We start from the raw sequence: 12,755 nt of genomic DNA on the forward strand, positions 1-12,755 counted from the left end.
TTTTTAGTTGATCATTGTATTTATCTCAGATACCTGTTCCGGCTGCTGTCCCCTGAGGAATGCTGTAACACCGGTTTTGGTCAGTTCCTTAATTCCATATGGCCGAAGGAGGGCAATCATCGCATCGACCTTATCGGGACGGCCCGTCACCTGTATCGTCATACTATCTTTGCTTACGTCAATAACGGAAGCGCGAAAAGGTGTAATGATACCTTGTATTTCTGCGCGAGTGTGGCCGGTTCCAACTACCTTAATTAAGGCGAGCTCCCTTGCTACCATTGCTTTGTCTGTGATATCAGATACCTTCAGTACATCAATTTGCTTGTTCAGCTGCTTCGTCAATTGCTCCAATTTCTGACTATCGCTGATTTCCACAACAAATGTCATCTTAGAAATACCTTCTGTCTCAGAAGCGCCAACCGAAATACTGTCAATATTGAATTGCCGTTTATGAAGCATCCCCGTAATCCGGTTCAGCACTCCCCCGCGATCTTGAACTGTAGCCGTTATGATTCGTTTCATTTCTTCACCCCTACCATTTCATGAATCCCCTTCCCTGGTGCAATCATTGGCAGGACGGATGTTAACCTTACTACCCGAAAATCGGCTACAACTGGTCCGTCATAAGCGAAAATTTCTTCCAGTGTCTTCCTGACATCTGCCTCTTGATCCACCTTGACTCCGCGCACACCATAGCTTTCTGCCAATTTAACGAAATCGGGATTGTCGGAAAATAACGATTCTGAATATCGCTCTTCATAAAAACTTTCCTGCCACTGTCTAACCATCCCGAGTGCTTCGTTATTGACAATGATCACTTTCACCGGAAGATTTCTTGCTTTGACAACGGATAATTCCTGTAGAGTCATCTGAAAACCGCCATCTCCGACAAGCGCGATCACCAGATCATCCGGTCTTCCAAGCTGTGCTCCAACTGCTGCCGGAAAGCCGAAGCCCATTGTTCCAAGTCCGCCTGATGTGACCCAATTATTCGGCTTATCAAATGTGTAAAACTGTGCTGCCCACATTTGATGCTGACCAACATCAGTAGTTACGACTGCTTCCCCTCTTGATATGTTATAAATCTGCTCAATGAGCCATTGGGGAGATATTGGGCTCTCATTCCGCTGATACCACAATGGAAAATCCCTTTTATTTTGCTGCAGCTGCTCCATCCATTCTTCCTTTTCCTGCATTTCTAGTTTTGCATTCAACAGGGCAGCCAGTGCCTTCTTTGCATCTGCAACAACCGGTATATGGGTTTGGATATTTTTACCGATTTCCGCCGGATCAATGTCAATATGCGCAACAACAGCATTTGGGGCAAAGTGTTCAATATTTCCTGTCAGCCGATCATCAAAACGGGCTCCGATATTCAGTAACAGATCACATTCATAAATTGCCATGTTCGCTGCATATGTCCCATGCATTCCTGCCATCCCCAGAGAAAGCTCATTGGATCCCGGGAAACTTCCAAGTCCGAGTAATGTGGTAGTGACAGGCAATTGAAAGGATTCGGCAAACTGCTTCAGTTCTTCCGTTGCATCGGCAAACAATGTTCCTGCCCCTACTAGGAGCAACGGTTTCTTTGCATTGCTTAAAGCATCTGCAAGTTTAATAATCTGTAAAGGATTCGGATTGATCGTTGGCTGGTATCCCGGTAAATAAAAGTCATCTTCATAATCATCCAGCGTAATATTTGCAGAGATATTTTTTGGTATATCAATGACAACTGGACCTGGTCGGCCGGTAGTGGCAATATGGAATGCCTCCTTTACAATTCGCGGCAAATCCCCAATCTCGCTCACCTGGTAGTTATACTTCGTAATTGGAGTCGTTATCCCCATCACATCGGCTTCCTGAAAAGCATCTGTGCCAATTACATTTTTAGCCACCTGACCGGTAAAGATGACGAGTGGCAATGAATCCATCATCGCATCGGTAATTCCAGTGACCAGGTTCGTTGCACCAGGACCTGATGTAGCGATAACTACTCCCGGCTTGCCAGTAACACGTGCATATCCTTCCGCTGCATGAATGGATCCCTGTTCGTGTCTGGAAAGTATGTGTTCAAAAGGGGTCTCATTTCGATACAGTGCATCATAGATTGGCAATACTGCCCCGCCCGGATAACCGAATACGGTGTCCACTTCAGCTTCAATCAGCGTTTTAATCAATAGATCGGCACCAGTTATCAAATTTTGTTTCAGTTCCATTTCATGACTAGCATCTACCTTCACAACTGCAACCTCCTTGAATCTAAGTTAAAATCAAGCAACATTTTGCCAAAATAAAAAAAGACCCTTCTCTCCCCATAATCTGCATTACATCAGAATTATTGGGGAGAAAAGAATCTTCTTTTCACGGTACCACCCAGGTTCATAGCATCCTCGCGAATACTACCTTAGCAGGCTGACAACAGTCTGCATGGATAACAGGTACAAAGTAATGCACCCGGCCAAATCTAGTGAGAGTCACCATCAAAATGCGGCAGCTCCGTTCAAAGCGGCACTCAGAGAAGATGTCGGAACAATATGTACTTCTGGGCTTCCAGCAACCCCAGCTCTCTGTTAGTACATGTAACATGTTCCTTTTTTCCCGTCATCGAGTTAAACTATATAATTTTGCTTTTTTATAATGTTAAAGTTGTTTTCAGAAAAATACGTTTAGTTAATCATTTCTGATATTGCGGTCAATCATATAACGTTTTTAGTTATAGAGTCAATAGGCTTTTTGAAGTTTTTTGATAATTCCATTTAGTCAGATTTTATGAATGCGTTTACATTGCTGTCCTAATAATGATTACGATTATATAAATTTTTCGTAAACAAACGAAAATAAAATGTTTTTTGTTCACAATCCGCTTCTCGATCTTCGCTTTGCAATCATAAAAATACAGCTTCAGTTTTATAGACTGAAGCTGCATTAAAACTAGGTTGCTTTCTCAAATATTTATAGAGATAGCGTGGTCAATCTCACTCCAGAAATACACTTCGCTTTCCCCGGGCTCGCGCTAAGCCAGGGTACTACTTGCGTTTACTTCTGTGCTCCCTTGCACCGAGGAACCCTGCTCCGAAGAGAAACTGGCAGACGCAGGTGCATCTAGTGGGGTCTTAGCGTCTTCGCTTTCCCGCTGGAGTCTCCATGTATTTCCTCCGTTGTGATTTGGCTTCTGAATCAAATTGCTGATATTCAATTATTAAGCTTATTGATTGGAGCGCAGGGCAGTCGACTCCAGCGGGAATAGCAACAGCTGAAGATCCCACAGGAAGTGGGTTTCTTCCGAGGAAGCTGAAGCGGTGCCCGCGGAAAGCGACTGCCCGGAGCGGAAATCGGCCGAAGCAAGTTATCGGGTTTACTAACTGCCTTCTTTATTGAATAAATTCATAAATAATTTTAGACGGCTGATAGAAACCAGGGAAGTACAGCAAGAAAAGCAACAGCTAAAGACCCCATAGGAAGCGGGTTTCTTCCGAGGAAGCTGAAGCGGTGCCCGCGGAAATCGGTTATTGCTGTTACATCGCAGATTAACAAGTGCGATGTAACAGCAATAACGTAAAGAGCCCATTTATTTAGTTAAATAATCGGTAACAGCACCTTTTGAAGAGCAGGAGACATTATGGGCATATTTCCCCAGGACACCTTTTGTGTACAGGGGTGGTGCCTGCCAACCTTTCCGTCTATTATCTAATTCTTCCTCGGAGACTTCCATCGAGATTTCTCTTTTCTCAGAATCAATGGTAACAAGGTCGCCTTCCTCAAGAAACGCAATCGGACCACCCGACTGTGCCTCTGGTGAAATATGTCCAACAACCAGGCCATGGGTACCACCAGAGAATCTTCCATCAGTCAGCAATGCGACAGATTCATCCATCCCTTTTCCGACTAGTATTCCTGAGATAGAAAGCATTTCCGGCATCCCCGGTCCGCCCTTTGGACCGACATAACGGATCACAATTACATCGCCCTCATTAATCTTATTCTCCATGACCGCTGCAGTAGCATCCGCTTCATTATTGAACACTCGTGCAGGTCCGGTATGATGTTTGACTTTGACTCCAGAAAGCTTGGCCACTGCACCTGTTGGAGAAAGGTTACCTTTCAGTACAATCAGCGGACCATCCTGACGCTTTGGATTATCTAATGGCATGATAACCTGTTGATCCTCCTTCAAATCTGGAGATGCAGCCAGGTTTTCAGCAATCGTTTTCCCTGTTACGGTTAAACAATCTCCATGCAAGTAACCATTTTCATACAGAAGCTTCATTACAGCCTGGACACCGCCAGCTCGATGCAAGTCCTGCATGACAAATCTTCCGCTCGGCTTTAAATCAGCAAGATGCGGCACCTTTTTCTGTATACGGTTAAAGTCATCAATAGACAGATCTACTTCTATTGCATGTGCAATTGCTAGCAGATGAAGAATTGCATTTGTCGAACCGCCGAGTGCCATTACCACCGTAATGGCATTCTCAAATGCTTCTTTTGTCATAATATCCTTCGGGTAAATTCCCTTTTCGAGCAAGCTGTACACCGCTTCGCCAGCCACTTTGACATCCTCCGCCTTTTCAGCGGATTCCGCTGGGTTTGAGGAACTTCCAGGCAAACTCATCCCTAATGCCTCTGCAGCAGAAGCCATTGTGTTCGCTGTATACATACCGCCACATGCACCTGCACCAGGGCATGCACTACATTCAATTGCTCTAAGTTCCCCGTCATCAATTGATCCAGCATTATGCTGTCCAACACCCTCAAATACAGAAACAATATCGATATCCCTGCCTCTGTGTAATCCAGGAGCAATCGTTCCACCATAGACAAACACCGCTGGGACACCAGCATTAGCAATGGCAATCATACAGCCGGGAATGTTTTTATCACATGCACCGATTGCGACAAGTCCGTCCAGGTTCTCCGCTCCGACAACCATTTCAATCGAATCCGCTATTAAATCACGGCTTGGGAGAGAATACCTCATCCCTTCCGTCCCCATGGAAATTCCATCCGAGACCGTGATTGTATTGAAAATCAGCGGGACACCTCCTGCCTCTCTTACACCGCCCTTCACACTGACAGCCAGATCATTAATATGTATGTTGCAAGGCGTGACTTCAGCCCATGTACTGGCTACGCCGATCATTGGCTTTGTGAAATCCTCATCCGTTACACCAACAGCACGTAACATTGCACGGTTTGGCGCCCTCATAGCTCCGTCAAACGCTTTACTTTTTATTCGTAAATCTTTACCCATCCAAAAAACCACCTTTCTTTCGGACTATTATATGACTAATTTTTTAATACTTCAATTAATTTTTTAAAATTAAAATTATAAGTCTATTGGAACGTCAATAGAATAAAAGTAAATAGTCTAATATTTTGATAAACTTCTGAAATTTATTGACATCAGAAAGATAATTGCTATATTGAATAACAAATAAAGGGTTACAGTGAGGAGGCAATAAAAGATGACATATAAGGTTTTGATCAGCGATCCATTGAGTGAAGATGGAATCCAACCATTACGGGCTGCAGGTAATATCACAACTGTGATGGAAACCAACTTAAGCCCGGAAGAACTTGGTGAACGAATCGGAGAGTACGATGCCCTTCTCGTCCGGAGTCAAACACAGGTAACCCGCGAATTGATCGATAAGGCAAACAACCTAAAAATTATAGGCCGCGCAGGAGTCGGTGTTGATAATATAGACCTGGAAGCGGCTACTGAAAAGGGGATTATCGTAGTCAATGCACCGAATGGGAATACAAATTCAGCTGCAGAACACACAATGGCGATGATCATGGCATTATCCAGAAACATCCCCCAAGCCTTTCACGCCTTAAAAAATGGGCAATGGGATCGAAAAAAATATGTCGGGATAGAAATAAAAAATAAACTGCTTGGCATTGTCGGGCTTGGAAGAATCGGTGCGGAGGTGGCCGCTCGTGCTAAAGGTCAGCGGATGGATGTAATTGCATATGATCCGTTTCTGACTAAGGAAAAGGCAGAGCAAATGGGGATTGGTTATGGAACGCTGGAAGATGTCCTGCAGAAGGCTGACTTCATTACCGTACATACCCCCTTGATGAAGGAAACGAGACATTTACTCAATACCCAGGCATTCGAAATGATGAAGCATGGTGTACAAATCATTAACTGTGCCCGCGGCGGAATCATTGATGAAGATGCATTATATCATGCAATCACAACCGGCAAAGTTGCGGGTGCAGCATTGGATGTATTTGAAGAAGAACCGTTTACCGACCATAAACTGCTGGAACTTCCCGAAGTGGTAGCCACACCCCATTTGGGGGCAAGCACGGTAGAAGCGCAGGAAATTGTAGCAATCGATGTAAGTCAAGATGTGATCCGGTTTCTGAATGGAGATGCAGTCAAAAATCCGGTAAATCTCCCTTCTGTCCCGAATGAAATCCTGCATCAGATCGAACCCTATTTCCATCTTGCTGAGAAGCTTGGTACCTTCCTGATCGATTTGATGAAAGAAGTGGCCTTAGAGATTAGCATTACCTATTCCGGTGAGCTTTCGGAAATCGAAGTGGCCCCATTGACAAGGAATACGGTAAAAGGGATTCTTAAGCGGCATCTTGGCAGCGGAGTCAACGATGTAAACGCACTGTATCTTGCCGATAAAAAGGGAATAAGTGTAAAAGAAAGTAAAACTTCCTCAAAGAAGGGATTTACAAATCTAATCACAGTTGAGGTAAAAAGTAAGTCCAGAACCAGAAAAGTAGCCGGAACATTATTGAATGGATTTGGACCACGTCTTGTGAAAGTGGATGAATACAGTGTGGATGTGAATCCTGAAGGACATATGGTGGTCATTCAGCATGTGGATCAGCCAGGGGTTATCGGCCGGATGGGCAGTACAATTGCAAAGCATAATATTAACATTGCAACCATGCAGGTCGACCGCTCCGATATGGGCGGGAATGCCATCATGATACTGACCATCGATAAACATCTGGAAACAGAAGCACTGGAACAGTTAAAGAGCTTAGATGAAATAAAAGAAATTACAGCGATAGACCTTTAATTGCCATTAGCACACAGTCGGCAAGCAACAGACTGTGTGCTTCTACATTTACAGATACTTTTCGATAATCGGCAACAGGTAGTTCAGCCCGGAGATTTCCCATGTCGGGACAACCTTATCCTTTACCTTCTGATGGCGATTGATCCATACCGAGTCAATTCCAGCCCGCTCTGCACCAAGTATGTCGGTGTTAAGATTATCCCCAACCATGATGACTTCATCATTTTTGAGAGCCATCCGTTCAAGTGCATGTTCAAAAATTGCTGGATCTGGCTTCCCTTTTCCAAACTCGCCCGAAATTAGAATCTGGTCAAAGTACGGAAGCAGTTCCGGTGTCAGATCCATCTTTGTATTCTGCAGGCTGGGAGATCCATTAGTAAGCAGCAGCAGACGATAGTTCCCCTTCAGCTCCTCAAGCACCTCGATGGCATCTTCAAATAACAATGCAGTTTTCTTCCGTTCTCTAGGAAAAGCCTCTGCCAATTCCCTTCCCAATTGGTTATCCACAATGCCCAAATCAGCCAGGCCCCTTGTCCAGCTCTCTTTCCGATAGGCTGGCGCAATCTCCTTTAGTTTGGCGAATTCCTCCCCTTCGTCAAGAAATTCTGCCCATAGTCCCTCAAATGGATTGATTCCGATTAATTTTGTGAAATCGTATGTATCATATGCTTCATATAGCTCCCGAGCGTTTTTTCTCACACTCATTTCCAGTTCATCTGGGTCGATGCCATATTTTCCTGCCGCTATTTGGCACGTGTTTTCAAAGGCATCTTTTACGCTTTTCTCATCCCAAAGCAATGTATCATCCAAGTCAAAAAAAACTGCTTTAATCATTTCTCCAGCTCCCCCACACATAATTTTCCTTTTTAGCATACTATTGTAATATTAATTTAACAAAATTAATCAAAAATTAAGTCTTGCGCTAATTTAAAATATCCCTTATGATAAATAGAAAATTTATTAACATAACAAGGAGATAATTGATATGGCTGAACAAACTATTCGCGTACAACTGAGTGAAACAAAAAAAGAAAAACCTAAATCGGATCAGCTCATTTTTGGCAGAGCATTTACAGATCACATGTTTGTAATGGATTATTCTGATCCTTTAGGGTGGCATAATGCGAGCATTGTACCATATCAACCTCTATCGATCGATCCATCTGCTATGGTATTCCATTATGGTCAATCCGTATTTGAAGGGTTAAAAGCATTTCGCACGAAGGATGGAGATATTCAGTTATTCAGACCGCGAAAAAATTTCGAACGCCTGAACCTTTCCAATGACCGTCTATGCATCCCTCCGGTTGATGAGGCATTTGCTTTAAAAGCAATCAAGAAACTCGTTTCCATTGATAAGGAATGGGTGCCTGATGCAGAAGGAACATCCTTGTATATTCGACCGTTTATCATTTCCACTGAACCGTATCTTGGTGTTGCACCAGCAAGCCATTATAAATTCATTGTTATTCTATCACCTGTTGGAGCGTATTACAAAGAGGGAATCAATCCCATAAAAATTGCTGTTGAAAATCATTATGTACGAACCGTTAAAGGCGGAACTGGTGAAGCGAAAACTGGCGGCAACTACGCAGCAAGCCTGAAAGCACAGGAACTGGTTTCAAAAGATGGATTTGCACAAGTACTATGGCTAGACGGGGTTGAAAAGAAATATATTGAAGAGGTTGGAAGCATGAACGTATTCTTCAAAATCAATGGCGAGGTTGTCACCCCTGAGCTTAACGGCAGTATTCTTGCAGGTGTGACAAGAGATTCGGTTATCGAACTCTTGAGACATTGGAACATTCCTGTATCCGAGCGAAGAATCTCGATGGAAGAATTGCGCGAAGCATATTTGGACGGAACACTGGAAGAAGCCTTTGGTTCAGGAACCGCTGCAGTTATCTCCCCAATCGGACAACTGACATGGGAAGGTAAGGATATGGTTATTAACGAAGGGAAAACTGGAGAAATTTCACAAAAAGTTTACGATACAATAACCGGCATCCAATATGGAACTTCGGAAGATCCATTTGGCTGGGTAGAAGAAGTAGAAGCGAAAACAACTGTAAAATAAAAAAGATGGCATTTTAGTATAAGATTTTGTCAAAAAGTGGCTTGGTTTCCCCCAAGTCACTTTTCTTTTATTTTTCCTGAAAATTCTCCCGGATGTCCGCTAACTTTGTGTGAAAACAATCCATTAATCTTGGCATTAGGTGTGGATACCGTGACATTCTCCTGTCACTCAAGTCTAAATATCATTTTTCTATTCAATAAAGATACCTTTCAGAAAAACAAATCTGAAAGGTATCCTCACTGTTTTCTAATGCTTGTTATTGCCTGTCATGCCTTCTTCAGCGTATTTAATCATTCGTTTGACCATTTCGCCGCCCACCGATCCGTTTTCCCTTGCAGTTGTGTCAGCCCCAAGTTCGACATTGAATTCATTGGCGATTTCTTCTTTCATCTTGTTGACTGCATTTTCCGCACCAGGCACTAACAATTGATTACGATTGTTATCAGCCATCCAGATCACTCCTCGGTGTAGTTGAACAGAATTGAATCTGTTCAGACTTAGGCTCTGTAATATTACTGTTTTTATTCGTTGGCAGTTGTTCTAAAATTGTTTCCGGACTCATATGTTAACCTTGTGCTTATTTAGCTGCATACATAAGGGGGTACAAAAAATGGCACATAGTATTCATCAAATGGAACTCGACATTCCGATCAATATCATCTGGAAATTTATCAGCGATATCAACAATTGGGCGATTCTTGTTCCGGGATATGCCGATCACAAACTTATAAATGATCGAAAGTCCATCTGGAAACTGCGGGGGGATTTTGGAATCATGCAAAGAACCGTTAAATTGGAAGTAAATATTACGGAATCCAGGAAGCCTTCCAATATCCAATTCCATCTTAGCGGGCTCAATCAGACCTGTACAGGAGAAGGTTACTTTCAGGCAACAGAGATTTCAAAGACAAAGACAACTATCACAGGCAGCTTGGCCATTACCGTTAAAGGAAGGATGGGACCGGTGATTAATCCCTTTTTAAAGACAGTTGTACCAAAGATGACGAAAGACCTGACAGAAAAGGTTGCCTCAAGAATTGTCGAAACAGAAACGGTGAGGGCAACCGTATAACGATATACATCATAAGACTGTTGTTTTACATAAATTTCTAACTTTGTATTTGATGGAAATTATGACGTAACAGCAGCGGATAGATTTCCGCTCCGGGCGCTCTCAGCTTCCTCAGAAGCAAGCCCGCCTTCTTGCAGGATCGCAGCTGTTTCTTTTCCCTCTGTACCTCTTTGGCTTCGACCAACCATCTCAAATTATTTATGGATTTATTCTAATACAATCGAATAAGAATAAAACTCAATAAATACGATAACTGCTTCGGCCGATTTCCGCTCTGGGCAGTCGCTTTCCGCGGCGGGCGCTTTTAGCTTCCTCGGAAGAAACCCACTTCCTGCGGGATCTTCAGCTGTTGCTTTTCCCGCTGGAGTCGACTGCCCTGCGCTCCAATCCATCAGCTTAATAATTGAATATAAAAATTGATTCAGAAAACCAAATCTCAGCGGAGGAAATACACGGAGACTCCTTGAAATTGCATCCGCATTTTCTGCGTGCGATGTCTTGCTGACGCAGCCTTCCTTGTCCTGCGGGAAAGCGAAGACGATGAGACCCACAGGGAGCGTTCTTTGCGAGTAAGGAGGCTCATCGCGAGCCCGCGGAAAGCGTAGTGTATTCCCAGAGCGGTGATTTCCCCATCATAATTTCTATAAATGGACATAGCAGCATAGAAATGAGGAAATTACTTTGGCTTTTTTGTCTTCAGAAAAACCGAAGACGCTAAGAACCCGATAGATACACCTGCGTCTTCCACAGCGCTTCGCAGTAAGCTTTCTCGGTGCAAGGGAACAAAGAAGCAATCGCAAGTCGTACCCTGGCTTAGTGCGAGCCCGCAGAAGCGTAGTGTATTTCCGAAGCGAGGATAAAGCACATCATCAAATTACATCGAATCGAATATCAGTTATTTGATTCAGAAAGCCAAATCTTAGCGGAGGAAATACACGGAGACTCCTGCGGGAAAAGCGAAGACGCTAAGACCCCACAGAGAGCGAACTTTGCGAGCGAGGAGGCTTAGTGCGAGCCCGCGGAAAGCGAAGTGTACTTCCGGAGCGGGGATAAAGCATATCATCAAATTACATCGAATCGAATATCAGCAATTTGATTCAGAAAGCCAAATCAGAGCGGAGATAAAGCTATTCATCAAATTTCGTCGCAGTTTATATATATAACAACAATACTTACGAAAAGAGCCATTTCAAAAGAAGTATTCGAATTACCTGCTATTTACTCCCTTCCTCCTCAATGATAAAGTATAAGAGGCATCTTAACATGGAAGGGAAACACATAATGAACAAACTAAAGCATAATAAAACGTTATCCGAATACTTCTATATTATTTTCGGCGCGACACTTGTCGGTTTATCCTATAATATATTTTTCCTGCCTTCCCGGCTAGCAGCAGGCGGAATTTCTGGAATTAGCACGATTTTATTTGAACTTTATGAACTAAGCCCAGCCCTGACCCAGTCGATTATTAATATTCCAATATTTTTTATCGGCTGGATTGCTCTAGGAAAGGATTTCAGCTTAAAAACTTTGGTCGGTACGTTTTGGGTGCCTTTCGTCATCTTTCTCTCAGCCGACATACCACTTACCGTCACCAATCCGCTCCTTGGCGCCCTATACGGCGGGATTATGCTTGGAGTCGGGCTTGGCATCGTTTATAAAGGAAACGGATCTACAGGGGGAACGGCAGCGATTGCGCAGATTGTGAAGAAATTTACCGGCATATCTAGCGGCTACTCGCAATTTATTGTAGATGGAATTGTCGTAACCGCATCTCTGATAGTCTTCAATCTTGAGCTTACACTATTTGCACTTACAGCGATTTACATTTCCGGAAAAGCAATTGATTTCGTCCAATTGAGGACCTCTGCTACAAAGCTGATCTTGATTATTACGGAGGAAGAGGAAAAGATTCAATCACTGATCCATAACGGAATAGACCGCGGACTAACAAAGGTTCGTTCGGTTGGAGGCTACAGCAATCTTGATAAGACGATGATTCTTTGTGTCACTTCCCAATCTGAGGCTGTCCAGCTGAAAAAGATTCTGCAGAAAGAAACCCCTACCTCCTTTGTTATTTTTATCAATGCTTCTGAAATTTTAGGAAGAGGATTCTCTTTGGACAGGTACTATGGTCAAAAATTGTAGGGGAAAAGCTGGCGATTCTTTTCGAATAGCCAGCTTTTTTAATGGGAATGCCCTGTACTATGATTCGCTTTTACCAAAGACGTTTCCGATTTCGTATGGTCATGAAGATCACAGTAATAAACAATTGTTTTCATTTCGTGGGTAACATGACATGTCCGGGTTTTCCTCATAAAGTTTTTCCAGTATGTAAAGTCATGCGAGCCAGCTTCAATCACACTATGATCTATATGGTATACTTTCCAATTATGCTGAAATTCAGCAATTTCCCCATCGGTTTCCAGTGCCGCTGCATCTGTCTCTTGTATTTCCACGGCTATAAAACTAAGATACATAAGAGAAAGTACAGTCGCTATTTTTCTGATCATCGTCATCAACCCATTCACCTATTTTATTAAAAATTTCATAC

The 12,755-nt window shown here is 43.2% G+C and carries 11 protein-coding genes; 4 read left to right on the plus strand and 7 right to left on the minus strand.

Going from position 1 to position 12,755, the window contains the following annotated elements; genetic code table 11:
• Positions 1-3: 3 nt before the first annotated feature.
• From ilvN to ilvD, 3 genes are all read right to left on the minus strand, one after another.
• Positions 4-522: an acetolactate synthase small subunit gene (gene ilvN, locus OMHG_RS01960; protein WP_010647862.1), complete on the minus strand. Its 519-nt coding sequence runs from the start codon at positions 520-522 to the stop codon at positions 4-6.
• Positions 519-2,240 (minus strand): biosynthetic-type acetolactate synthase large subunit, encoded by a 1,722-nt coding sequence (gene ilvB / locus OMHG_RS01965; RefSeq protein WP_010647864.1) that lies wholly within the window; start codon positions 2,238-2,240, stop codon positions 519-521. Before ilvB ends, ilvN begins: the two co-directional genes overlap by 4 nt.
• Before the next feature lie 1,328 nt (positions 2,241-3,568).
• Positions 3,569-5,251 (minus strand): dihydroxy-acid dehydratase, encoded by a 1,683-nt coding sequence (gene ilvD, locus OMHG_RS01970; RefSeq protein WP_010647866.1) that lies wholly within the window; start codon positions 5,249-5,251, stop codon positions 3,569-3,571.
• A 214-nt stretch (positions 5,252-5,465) separates the two neighbouring features.
• Here ilvD and serA point away from each other — a divergent pair, with 214 nt between their 5' ends.
• Positions 5,466-7,052 (plus strand): phosphoglycerate dehydrogenase, encoded by a 1,587-nt coding sequence (gene serA, locus OMHG_RS01975; protein WP_010647869.1) that lies wholly within the window; start codon positions 5,466-5,468, stop codon positions 7,050-7,052.
• Positions 7,053-7,100: 48 nt separating this feature from the next.
• Here serA and OMHG_RS01980 read toward each other — a convergent pair whose 3' ends face one another.
• Positions 7,101-7,886, minus strand: coding sequence for an HAD family hydrolase (locus OMHG_RS01980; RefSeq protein ID WP_010647870.1), 786 nt, complete (start codon positions 7,884-7,886; stop codon positions 7,101-7,103).
• 151 nt (positions 7,887-8,037) lie between these two features.
• Between OMHG_RS01980 and OMHG_RS01985 the strand changes: the two genes are divergently transcribed.
• A complete protein-coding gene (locus tag OMHG_RS01985; protein ID WP_010647872.1) occupies positions 8,038-9,129 on the plus strand; it encodes a branched-chain amino acid aminotransferase in 1,092 nt (363 codons plus the stop codon).
• A gap of 246 nt (positions 9,130-9,375) precedes the next feature.
• Here the strand turns inward: OMHG_RS01985 and OMHG_RS01990 are convergent, their stop codons facing one another.
• Positions 9,376-9,579 carry an alpha/beta-type small acid-soluble spore protein gene (locus OMHG_RS01990; protein ID WP_010647874.1) on the minus strand — a complete coding sequence of 68 codons (204 nt, stop codon included), beginning with the start codon at positions 9,577-9,579 and terminating at the stop codon, positions 9,376-9,378.
• A 160-nt stretch (positions 9,580-9,739) separates the two neighbouring features.
• Here OMHG_RS01990 and OMHG_RS01995 point away from each other — a divergent pair, with 160 nt between their 5' ends.
• Positions 9,740-10,201 carry an SRPBCC family protein gene (locus OMHG_RS01995; RefSeq protein ID WP_010647876.1) on the plus strand — a complete coding sequence of 154 codons (462 nt, stop codon included), beginning with the start codon at positions 9,740-9,742 and terminating at the stop codon, positions 10,199-10,201.
• Between the two features lie 206 nt (positions 10,202-10,407).
• Here OMHG_RS01995 and OMHG_RS18880 read toward each other — a convergent pair whose 3' ends face one another.
• Complete coding sequence (locus OMHG_RS18880) at positions 10,408-10,752, minus strand: hypothetical protein (protein ID WP_010647878.1); 345 nt, start codon at positions 10,750-10,752, stop codon at positions 10,408-10,410.
• A 712-nt stretch (positions 10,753-11,464) separates the two neighbouring features.
• Here OMHG_RS18880 and OMHG_RS02005 point away from each other — a divergent pair.
• Complete coding sequence (locus tag OMHG_RS02005) at positions 11,465-12,349, plus strand: YitT family protein (RefSeq protein ID WP_010647880.1); 885 nt, start codon at positions 11,465-11,467, stop codon at positions 12,347-12,349.
• A gap of 38 nt (positions 12,350-12,387) precedes the next feature.
• Here OMHG_RS02005 and OMHG_RS02010 read toward each other — a convergent pair whose 3' ends face one another.
• Positions 12,388-12,720 carry a hypothetical protein gene (locus tag OMHG_RS02010; protein ID WP_010647882.1) on the minus strand — a complete coding sequence of 111 codons (333 nt, stop codon included), beginning with the start codon at positions 12,718-12,720 and terminating at the stop codon, positions 12,388-12,390.
• Positions 12,721-12,755: the final 35 nt, after the last annotated feature.

Source organism: Oceanobacillus massiliensis str. N'diop, assembly GCF_000285495.1.
In the GTDB taxonomy this organism is placed as follows: domain Bacteria; phylum Bacillota; class Bacilli; order Bacillales; family Amphibacillaceae; genus Oceanobacillus; species Oceanobacillus massiliensis.

What these genes read in the sequence shown, in the direction of transcription:
- OMHG_RS02010 (WP_010647882.1), bottom strand. Translation starts at nt 12,720, where the DNA reads ATGACGATGATCAGAAAAATAGCGACTGTACTTTCTCTTATGTATCTT.
- OMHG_RS02005 (WP_010647880.1), top strand. Translation starts at nt 11,465, where the DNA reads ATGGAAGGGAAACACATAATGAACAAACTAAAGCATAATAAAACGTTA.
- ilvD (WP_010647866.1), bottom strand. Translation starts at nt 5,251, where the DNA reads ATGGGTAAAGATTTACGAATAAAAAGTAAAGCGTTTGACGGAGCTATG.
- OMHG_RS01990 (WP_010647874.1), bottom strand. Translation starts at nt 9,579, where the DNA reads ATGGCTGATAACAATCGTAATCAATTGTTAGTGCCTGGTGCGGAAAAT.
- serA (WP_010647869.1), top strand. Translation starts at nt 5,466, where the DNA reads ATGACATATAAGGTTTTGATCAGCGATCCATTGAGTGAAGATGGAATC.
- OMHG_RS01995 (WP_010647876.1), top strand. Translation starts at nt 9,740, where the DNA reads ATGGCACATAGTATTCATCAAATGGAACTCGACATTCCGATCAATATC.
- OMHG_RS01985 (WP_010647872.1), top strand. Translation starts at nt 8,038, where the DNA reads ATGGCTGAACAAACTATTCGCGTACAACTGAGTGAAACAAAAAAAGAA.
- ilvN (WP_010647862.1), bottom strand. Translation starts at nt 522, where the DNA reads ATGAAACGAATCATAACGGCTACAGTTCAAGATCGCGGGGGAGTGCTG.
- OMHG_RS01980 (WP_010647870.1), bottom strand. Translation starts at nt 7,886, where the DNA reads ATGATTAAAGCAGTTTTTTTTGACTTGGATGATACATTGCTTTGGGAT.